Source organism: Oscillochloris sp. ZM17-4 (genome assembly GCF_019599295.1).
In the GTDB taxonomy this organism is placed as follows: Bacteria; Chloroflexota; Chloroflexia; order Chloroflexales; family Chloroflexaceae; genus Oscillochloris.
The window spans coordinates 355,985-365,013 of record NZ_JAIEWN010000001.1; the positions used below are offsets into that span (position 1 = coordinate 355,985).

Genomic DNA, 9,029 nt, shown 5'->3' on the forward strand with positions numbered 1-9,029 from the left:
CGACCCTCCCTTAACGAATGACCATCGGGAGCCAGATCCGCGGCAACACCGGGCTGACCGTGATCTCGATATCGTCTCTCACTGAGGCGTTCCGGACGTTCTCCCCCGTCGCGGCGTTGGTGAGGTAGATATCGATCGAGTCCACATCCCCCGGCAGCAGCTTCCCTGTCACAGATATCAGCGCCTTAAATTGCAGCCACGAGGTGGTGCTGTCTGGGGTTGCGGCATCGAGGGTGAAGCAGTTACCCGAGATCGGCACACCTGGGGTTTGTGAGGCGAAGGATATGACACTGCTGCCCGAGTTCGAGCGGTAGTTCAGGCAGAAGCGCGCCGGGCCGTTGCTCGTGTTCGAGACTCTATGGAAGAAGGGGATCTCCGCGAACGATGCGGCCTGCTGGTACTGGCCGTTGCCGGTCATGTTCACGCTCGGCACCAGATCGACCCTGGTCGTGCCAGATACCACCGTCGTGCTGCTGTATCCGCTGCTGTATGCGCTGCTGCCGACAGCGGTGACCTGCGTCGTGATGATGACCGGGTTGCCCTGGGCATCTTCGGTCTGCGCGCCCTGGGGCACCGTGACGGTCACATCGACGGTGCGCTTCTGCCCGGGCGGGATGGTCAGCGACTGCGCGCTCAGCGATGTGGCCCAGACGAACCCGCTGTTGGCCGGGTCGAGCGTCGCATAGCTCAGGTCGAGGGTCACGGTGACATTGCCGGAGTTCGAGAACTCGTGGGTGTGCGTCACCTGGCCAGACGGCGGCGCGGAGCCCGAGGAGACAAGAGTCCTCGCGCTGACCACTGGCGTCGCCAGCACTGTGGTGGTAAGAATCTTGGTCCTGATCTGCGAGTCGCGGAGCTTGCCGAACACCTGCGCGGTGACGCTGGTCTTATCCTGGAGGCCGGCCAGCACATTCTCCAGCTGGTCGGAGACAGAGGGTAGCTGCATTGTCACCGTGAACACCTGCGTGCTGTTGGCCGGGAGGTTGATCAGGTTCGAGGTGTTATTGAGCGGGGTGATGATCCACGCCTGCTGCGAGCCGCCGGTGAAGACATTCAGGTCGGTGTCGGTGAAGTCAACCTTGCCATCGTTCACCAGGTTTAGCGTATAGGTGATCGTCTGGCCGGGCGCGGCATCCTGCCGGCCGTCGCTCGTCTGTAGGTAGTCCACGCTGAGATGCGGCTCCACATCGAGCACGCCGAACTCCGAGGTGTTGCCCTCGCCATCGGTGACGGCGAAGATTAGCTGGCGCGGCAGGGTGGAGCCGAGCGCAAGCTGGCCAGAGAAGAAGCCTCTGCTCTCGGGCGTCAGCGTGAGGAAGTCGCTGGCATCGCCGCCGTCGATGGCGACCTGGAGCGGTATGAAGCCCTGCCCATCGACCAGGTCCTCATCCGACGAGAAGAACTGGATCTGACACGTGTCGACGGGGGCGCAGGCCGAGGCTGGCAGCGTGGCAGTATCGGTGTAGATCCAGCCGGAGACCGCGCCGTTCTGATCGATGCGCAGGCGCAGCGGGGCCGCGTTGGCCGGGTCGTAGATCGGCGGGTCGATGCCGTGGTTCGGCAGGGCCGGAGCGTTATCGGGGTCGGTGCCGCTGCCGAGGTAGCGCGTGGTGCCCTCAAGCTTCACGCCGCCGTTCGCATTGGCGCTGATGCTGTTCGACTGGATGCGGACGCGCTGGGAGGTGTTTTGCACCAGGACGCCCTGATCGCCGTTGGAGGTGAGCAGGTTCGACAGGATCTGCACGTTCTGCGAGTCGCCGCTGATCTGGATGCCGCTGAGGGTCTGCGAGTAGACCCGGTTGGAGCTCAGCGTGACCGTGTGGACACCGGTGGCGAGGATGCCGCTGCCGATATTGTAGCGGAGCAGATTGTTAGAGGCCGTGACGTACTGGGCCGAGTCGATAGTGATGCCGGTGGCGTTCGACCGAACCTGGGCTTCGGCCCAGCCGATATTGTTGGCGCTGAGGGTGACGGTCATGGTGTCGCTGCCGGCGATCTTCACCCCGGCGCCGCCGCTGCTGCCGATGGTGTTGTTGCTGACGGTGGTGCTCCGCGCGCCGCCCTGCACGAGCACGCCGTCGCCGGCATTGCCGGCGGCGGCGGTGTAGCTCGCGCCGCTCAGGGCCAGGCCGATGATGTTGCTCGACACGGTGGTGCTCAGCGTATTTGAGCCATCGATCTGGATCGCGGCGCCGCCGTTGCCCGCCAGGTAGTTCGCGTTGGCGGCGCTGCCGCCGATCAGCGTGTTGCTGCTGCCGTCCTGCACATCGATGCCGGGGCCGGTGTTGGGCACCGTGCCGGTGCGGGCGGTGTCGAGGCCGATAACGTTGCCGGTGATGGTGACCGTCTTCGTCGCGCTGAGCCGCACGCCGAAGCCGGTGTTGCCCGAGATCGTGCTGCCGCTGATCGTCGTCTTTTGCGCGCCGCTCTGCACGAGGACGCCGCCGCCGGCGTTGGGCACCGTGATTGTACCTACAGCGTCGGGGTTCGGAACAGCGCCAACATAGGCGTTCGTAATCTGGTTGTACACTGTAGTCGAGCCACTCACAATAACACCAGGGCCAGCGTTACCACCGATCAAGGTGAGCGCAGTAGGACTACCAGTCGTTGTTGTGCCAGTCGCGCCCTGATCGATAGAGACTCCACCGAGATCATTGGCGAGGGCCGCATTACGATCCCGATTCAGCCCAATAAAGACACCGCCGCCGACCTGATTATTCGCCGTTGTGGATCCAGTTATGCGGATGCCATAGCCGCTGTTCCCGCTGATTACAACGGGATTCTCGGTTGTGCCAAAGATCGTATTATTGCTTGCACCTGAGGCGATACGGATGCCATCGCCGTGATTACCAAGGTCTCCTGTGCCGTTGATATCAGTACCTATCAGATTCGCGCGAATCGTATTTCCCGTTGTCCCAGCACCACGAATCAAGACACCTGCTGCGGTGGTGCTACCGACAGGGCCATTGCTTGAGATGAAATTCGCCTCTGAGCTCAGGCCGCCAATGATGTTACTCGTACTCGTCCCACCCACGCTCGATGTGATCTCAATACCAGCTATGGCGTTGGGGATAACCGCACTGCCCAGGCCAATACCTATCAGGTTACTGGTTAAAGTATTTCCATTTGCGTTATCGATTAACACGCCACTATTCAGGCTGCCAACGATAATATTACCACTGACCGTGTTACTCGATGCCTCAGAGTCAATGCGAACCCCATACAAATTCGCACCGAGAGTTGTCCCGTTAGGCTTCACGCCGATATAATTGCCCGTGATCAGATTACCTGTAGCCCCGATGCCCGAGATACTAACCCCTACACCCTGTGGCTGACCCGAACCAGTAAACCCGGTAATGCTCAGTCCCTTTATGGTATTCCCAGATGACGTGATCGTAAATGCCGGATCAGAGCTGCCCTGATTATTACTAATCTCGATCGGCGGCTGCGTAATCGCAGGCGGGTTGATCAGCGCCTCAATTCTTGTATTTCCCGCAGTCAGTATCAGCGGGCCATATTGAGCGATGTCCAGGTTTATCACACCGGTCAGACTACTACCAAAGCTAATCGTACTAGCCACACCATCGTTCTCGGCAAGCTCGATGGCTTGGCGCAGTGAGCAGTCGATGCCGCTGACATTGCAGTAGCTCTGTCCTACAACATAGGGGTCATCTGTCAGCTTATCGACCGTATAGGCACCAGCTGCCAGCGCCGGCTGAACCATCACCGCGAGAGGGGCCAGCAGCATAGCGAGGGCCGCCAGAAGGTACCACGAGTGCCTGCGCTCGGACATGCTGAACTCCTTACGCCTAGTGATAGGGCGTCGGCTACAGTACGGGGCGAATCACACGATTAAGCAGTGTTTACAGGCCAATAGTATGTCGGCCCATTGTAGCACGGGATGTAAAGATGAGGCCAGTGGGGGGATGGGGTACTAGAGTCCTGAAATTCTGGGGGTTGGGAGTTGGGGGTTAGGGGTTGGGGTTGCCACAGCGACAAAGTAAGGTGGAAGTATCGTGAATAACGTCTATGTTGTCGGCGCGGGGGCCACGCCGGTGGCCGAGCACTACGGGCGCAGCCTGGCCGACCTGGCCAGCGAGGCGGTGCGCGCCGCCTTCGCCCAGGCGCCCGGCCTGGATGCCCGGCGGGTCGGGGCGGTGTATGTGGCCAACGCCTTGGGCGAGGTGATGGCGAGCCAGGGCCAGCTCGGCGCCTACCTGGCGGCCTCGGTGGGCCTGGCCGGCGTGGCGGCGCTGCGGGTGGAGGCGGCCGGGGCCAGCGGCGGCGTCGCCCTGCACCAGGCGGCCCAGGCCGTGGCCGCCGGCGACTGTGAGGTCGCGGTGGTGCTGGGTGCCGAGAAGGTGACCGACCGGCTCGACGGCGCCCTTGAGGCGGCCCTGGCCCTGGCCGCCGACGCCGAGGCGGAGGGCATCCACGGCGTGACCCTCACGGCCCAGTGGGCGCTGCTGATGCGGCGCTACATGCACGAGCACGGCTACGCGGCCGAGGCCTTCGCGCCCTTCCCGGTGAACGCCCACGCCAACGCGGCCAAGAACCCGCAGGCGCTCTACCGCTTCGGCATCAGCGCGGACAAGTACCGCAAGGCCGGCCAGATCGCCTCGCCGCTGAATATGCTCGACTGCTCCAGCGTGGCCGACGGCGCGGCGGCGCTGATCGTGGCCTCAGAGAGCATCGCCCGCGAGCTGGCTGGCCCCCGCGTGCGCCTGGCCGGAACGGCCGTCGCCAGCGACACGCCATCGCTCGGCGCGCGGCGCGACCCGCTCGACCTGCTGGCCGCGCGGGCCAGCGCCCATGTCGCCCTCGGGCGCGCCCACATGGGCCTCGGCGATGTGCAGGTGCTTGAGCTGAGCGACCCCCACGGGATCGCGGCGGCCCTGGCCCTGGAGGCGATCGGCTTCTACGAGCGGGGCAGCGCGCCGCGCCACGCCGCCGATGGCGCGATCACCGCCACGGGACGCACGCCCCTCGCCACCGCCGGCGGCTTCAAAGCCCGCGGCGACATCGCCGGGGCCAGCGGGGTCTATCAGGTGGTCGAGCTGATCCGCCAGCTGCGCGGCGAGGCCGGCCCGGCCCAGGTCGCCGGCGCACGGGTGGCCCTGGCCCAGTCGCTCGGCGGGGTGGGCGTCACCGCCGCCACGAGTGTGCTGGTCGCGGAGGCACCGTAGGGGCGCAGCACGCTGCATCCTTATCTGCCCCGACAGTGCCCTTATAGATCAATCATCGGAACATGCGAATATAATCCCGAGTGCGGACATCGAAGCGTAAAGCGTTTATGGCGATGTTAGCTGCGTGTTAAGCGTCGGCATGGGGTCTTTACGTTTTACGATTTACCCGATACAATGAGGCGGCGTATCAGCCTCATGTAAGGAGCTCAGCATGTTCCAGGAAATGATCAACGGCAGCATCGCGGTTCTCAGCAAGCCATCCGTGTCTACATTCGAGGAGCACGAGAAGGACAACCTAACCTGGGCGCTGATCTACTCGGTAATCGCCGGCTTGATCAACGCGGTGCTGGCTGCGATCGGCTCGTCGATCAGCGGCACTGGCGTGGGGATGGGCACGGCGATCAGCAGCGGGATCTTCGGCACGATCATCGGCCTGCTGATCTCGTGGGGGATCACCTTCGGCCTCGGGCGCGCCTTCGGCGGCACCGGGAAGTTCGGCGAGCTGGCCTGGAACTTCTCCCTGTTCAGTGCGCCGCTGACGATCGTGAGCAGTGTCCTCGGCCTGATCCCCATCCTCGGCGGGATCGCCGCCCTCGTGCTGGTGATCTATAACTTCTACCTGTCCTACCTCGCCATCCAGGCGGGCATGAACCTGCCTAGCCAGAAGGCGCTCTACGTCATCCTGATCGAGGTCGCTATTTTTGTCGTCATCGTTGGCTGTATCGCCGTGTTCGCCGGAGCTATGCTGGCACTCGTTATGTCCGGCGGGGCCGGCCAGTAGTTCGTACAGCGGCGCGGCGGCCACTATCAAGAGGAGTTATATGGAAATCGCCCGACACTGGCGCGGCCGCGCCGCCCGCTACCGCCTTGAGGGCCAGCGCAGCCGCAGCACCGGCGAGGTGCGCTTCCCGCCCCAGCCGATCACCCTCGGCGAGAGCGCCGACGCGTGGGAGACTGTCACCCTAAGCGGGCGCGGCGAGATCTACAGCTTCAGCGTGCTGCGCCAGGTGCCCGACGGCTACGAGGGGCTCGCGCCCTATCCGGTGGCCCTGGTGCGCCTCGCCGAGGGGCCGCTCGTCACCGCGCAGCTCACCGACTGCGCCGAGGGCGACCTGGAGATCGGCATGCCGGTCGAGATGGTCACCCGCAAGCTGGTCGACACCGGCCCGGACGGGGTGCTGGTCTACGGCTACAAGTTCCGGCCGACGTTGGGGTAGTAGGGCCGCAGCACTCAGGGCTGGCGCTGTGCGCCAGCCCTGAGTGCTTCGGCCCTACTGAATCGGTCGATGGCGCGGGCCAGGCGGGCCTCCTGCCGCCTGCTGAGCGGCCGGCCGCCGTAGGTGGCCGCCTCAATCTGGGTGATCAGCTCGGCATCTATGGCGAGCTGATCGCCGTACTCGCGCAGGGTGGCGCCGGCGGGCCAGGGCCGGCCGGCGCGGGCGCCCCGCCGCTCCAGCCGCAGCAGGGCGCGGGCCAGGGGCGATGATTGCCGCCGCCAGAGCAGCCACGCGCCGAGCAGGGCCGCCAGCGCCACCAGGCCGCCCAGAGCGAGCCACGGCGCGCGGGCGACAGCGGGCTGGGGCGGCTCAACCAGCAGCGGCGGCGGCGTGGGGGCCGGGGATGTCGGCCCGCCGCGCGCGGGCAGCGGGCGCACCGGGGTCGGCTCGAAGGGCAGCCAGCGCCCGCCGATATAGAGCTCGGGCCAGGCGTGGGCGTCGGCCTCGCGCACCGTGTAGATGCCGCCCGCCGGGTCGTAGCCGCCCACGGCGTAGCCGACGGCGATGCGGGCGGGGATGCCCAGGCTGCGGGCCATGATCGCCATGGCCGAGGCGTAGTAGGTGCAGTAGCCCTGGCGCATCTCGAAGAGGAACTGGTCGACGGCGTCGCCGCCCGCCGGCAGGGGCTCCACCCGGTAGCTGTAGCCCAGCCCGCGCAGGTAGCGCTCCAGGGCCAGCGCCGTGTCGTAGGGGGATGCGGCGTCGCCGGCCACGCTGCGCGCCAGCTCGCGCACGCGCTCGGGCAGGCGGGCCGGCAGGCTCAGGAGCACGCCCATGTCGGGGGGCGGCGCGTCGGGCGGTGCGGCGGCGGCCAGCTCCGGCGGGCGCGAGAGGACGCGGTAGCGCGCGGGCACGCGGTCGGCGCTGAGGGCGGCCAGCGACCCGTCGGGCAGCCGCTCGGCCCGCGCGTCAGCGTCTGCGGCGAGGATGTCGGCGAGGCCGATCAGGGTCAGGCGGATGGGCCGCAGGTCCTCGACCTCCTGGGCGATACCGCCCGGCAGTCCGGCGGCGTCACCCAGGGGCAGGACGGGCGCGCCAACACGCGCGGTGCTGCCCCAGCCCGCGCCGGTGTAGCGGTCGAGCACGCGCGCCCGCCAGTAGCGCGGCCAGGGCGACGCGGCCAGGGGCGCACCGAGCGACACGCGCAGGGCGACCTGCCCATCTGGCCCCTGCTGGAGCGACTGGCCGAGGCTGAGCGAGGGCAGCTGCGAGAGGCCGACGTCCGCCGGCGCGGGCTGGGGTCGGGGCTGCTGCACCTGCGCCTCGATCGCGGCGATGCCCGAGGGCAGGGCGACATCGCGCCAGATCCAGGCGCTGAGCCAGCCGGGCGGGGATGAGGGGATGGCCAGCGATCCGAGCAGGGCCATGGCGATCAGCAGGCCGCCCCAGGCGGCGAGCTGCGGGACGATCTCGTCGCTGTAGTCGGCCCCATCACGATCCCAGCCGCGCCGCAGGGCCGCCGCGTGCGTCGCGGCCGCCAGCGCGAGGATCAGGCCCACGGCGGGCAGCAGCCCGGAGCCGCTGCCGCCGCCGAGGATGGCGGTGGCCCCGGCGGCGGCGAGCGTGATCATGCCCCAGCCGAGGGTCGGCCTGCCTGCGGCCACGGCGTGGCCCAGGGCGATCGCCCCGACCCAGGCGCCTAGCACGCTGACGGCGACTGTGATCAGGCGCGCGCCGGCCCGCCCGGCATCGGGCGCGGCCAGGATGCTCCGCCAGAGACGCGGCAGCGACTCCTGGAGGAAGCGGGCGCTCATCCACACGCCGCCGTCGGGGGGCACGCGGCCGCGGATGCGATCCAGCGCGGCCACCACATCCTGGGCGACCAGGCCGAGCGGCGGCAGCGACTGGCCGGCGGCGGCGAGCAGGGCCGCGCCCCCGCCGACGATCAGCAGGGCCGCGCCGACGGGCCGCAGCAGGAGCCAGCCGCGCCAGCCCGCCGGCCGGGCTAGGTCGGCGCCGAGGATCAGGCCGAGCGCGCCGGCCCAGCCGATCAGCCCCGCCGGCAGGCTGAACGCGACGCTGGTGGCGGCGATTGAGGGGGCGAGGGCTGCGCCGAGGGCGAGCAGGGCCACCGGCCAGCCGACCGCAGGGCGGAGACGCCGGATCAGCCATTGCAGGATGGCGCTCACCGGGAATCGCCTGCGGTGGCGATCACCCGGCCGAGCGGCGAGATGCGGGACTTCACCCGCCGCCGGGGCGGGCTGGCGAGGGGCAGCGGCGTGTGGATGTCGAAGATCTGCGCTGGCACCCCGGCGGCGGCGAGGGCCTGCGCCGGGGTGCTCCCGGAGCCATCGGCGACCAGCAGGGCCATGGCGCCGCCGCGCCGGCCGCGCACGCCCTCGGCCAGCCCGCCGAGCCAGCCCGCCGAGAGGTCGGGCGTGATGATCACCGTGGCGACGCTGGAGGCCTCGCCGGAGCGCGAGGGCATGCCGAGGCGCAGCAGATCGCCGAGCGGGCGCGCGCCTGTGGGCTGGGCGTCGACCAGCTCGCCCAGGATGCGCCAGAGCTGCTGCTGCCCGCCGGCCGGCCAGACGATGCGCCGGCGGTCGCCCTCGGCCAGCAGTCC

The 9,029-nt window shown here is 68.0% G+C and carries 5 protein-coding genes and 1 pseudogene; 3 read left to right on the forward strand and 3 right to left on the reverse strand.

Annotated elements, in window-relative coordinates; all coding sequences use genetic code 11:
- Positions 1-10: 10 nt before the first annotated feature.
- A complete protein-coding gene (locus K2Z83_RS01410; RefSeq protein WP_370650010.1) occupies positions 11-3,793 on the reverse strand; it encodes a right-handed parallel beta-helix repeat-containing protein in 3,783 nt (1,260 codons plus the stop codon).
- 223 nt (positions 3,794-4,016) lie between these two features.
- On the opposite strand from K2Z83_RS01410, the gene K2Z83_RS01415 reads away from it, so the two are divergent.
- From K2Z83_RS01415 to K2Z83_RS01425, 3 genes are all read left to right on the forward strand, one after another.
- Entirely contained in the window at positions 4,017-5,186 is a 1,170-nt protein-coding gene (locus K2Z83_RS01415) for a beta-ketoacyl synthase N-terminal-like domain-containing protein (RefSeq protein ID WP_220593395.1), read from the forward strand.
- Positions 5,187-5,397: 211 nt separating this feature from the next.
- Positions 5,398-5,967 (forward strand): Yip1 family protein, encoded by a 570-nt coding sequence (locus tag K2Z83_RS01420; RefSeq protein WP_220593396.1) that lies wholly within the window; start codon positions 5,398-5,400, stop codon positions 5,965-5,967.
- Positions 5,968-6,007: 40 nt separating this feature from the next.
- On the forward strand, positions 6,008-6,403 hold the full coding sequence (locus K2Z83_RS01425; protein WP_220593397.1) for a Zn-ribbon domain-containing OB-fold protein: 396 nt from the start codon (positions 6,008-6,010) through the stop codon (positions 6,401-6,403).
- A 14-nt stretch (positions 6,404-6,417) separates the two neighbouring features.
- On the opposite strand, the gene K2Z83_RS01430 is transcribed toward K2Z83_RS01425, so the two are convergent.
- On the reverse strand, positions 6,418-8,592 hold the full coding sequence (locus K2Z83_RS01430) for a transglutaminase domain-containing protein (RefSeq protein ID WP_220593398.1): 2,175 nt from the start codon (positions 8,590-8,592) through the stop codon (positions 6,418-6,420).
- Positions 8,589-9,029 (reverse strand): annotated as a pseudogene (locus tag K2Z83_RS01435) (hypothetical protein); the annotation flags it as partial. The pseudogene K2Z83_RS01435 and the gene K2Z83_RS01430, both read right to left, overlap by 4 nt.